The organism is Verminephrobacter aporrectodeae subsp. tuberculatae At4, from assembly GCF_000193225.1.
GTDB classification, from domain to species: Bacteria; Pseudomonadota; Gammaproteobacteria; order Burkholderiales; family Burkholderiaceae_C; genus Acidovorax; species Acidovorax aporrectodeae.
The window spans coordinates 1-301 of record NZ_AFAL01000258.1 but is presented as its reverse complement, the minus strand read 5'-3'; the positions used below and the strand labels follow the sequence as shown (position 1 = coordinate 301).

The window sequence follows — 301 nt, the reverse complement described above, 5'->3', positions numbered from 1 at the left end:
AACGCCGTGGGCCTGGACGTCAACGCGAACCACCTGCGCCCTGTCACCAGCGGCTGGGTCACGGGAACGGCGCGGCCGGTGCATCTGGGGCGCAGCACGCAGGTGTGGCAGATCGACCTGGTCAACGAGGCCGGCGAGCTGACCTGCGTCTCGCGCCTGACCATGGCCATCCTGGTGCAGCGCTGAGGGGGCCCCTGGCCCGGGTCAATCTCCCGCGGTCGCGAGGAAATCGCGGCTGATGCCGCCGCCCAGGTCGTTGATGCGATCCAGGAACTGCGTGAGGAACGCGTGCAGCCCCGTC

General features: G+C 70.1%; 1 protein-coding gene. It reads left to right on the top strand.

All coding sequences use genetic code 11. From position 1 onward, the window contains the following. Nucleotides 1-186, top strand: a 186-nt coding sequence (locus tag VTU_RS0106295) for a hotdog fold thioesterase (RefSeq protein ID WP_010102214.1), incomplete at its 5' end; no start/stop codon positions are given. Between the last annotated feature and the right edge of the window lie 115 nt (nt 187-301).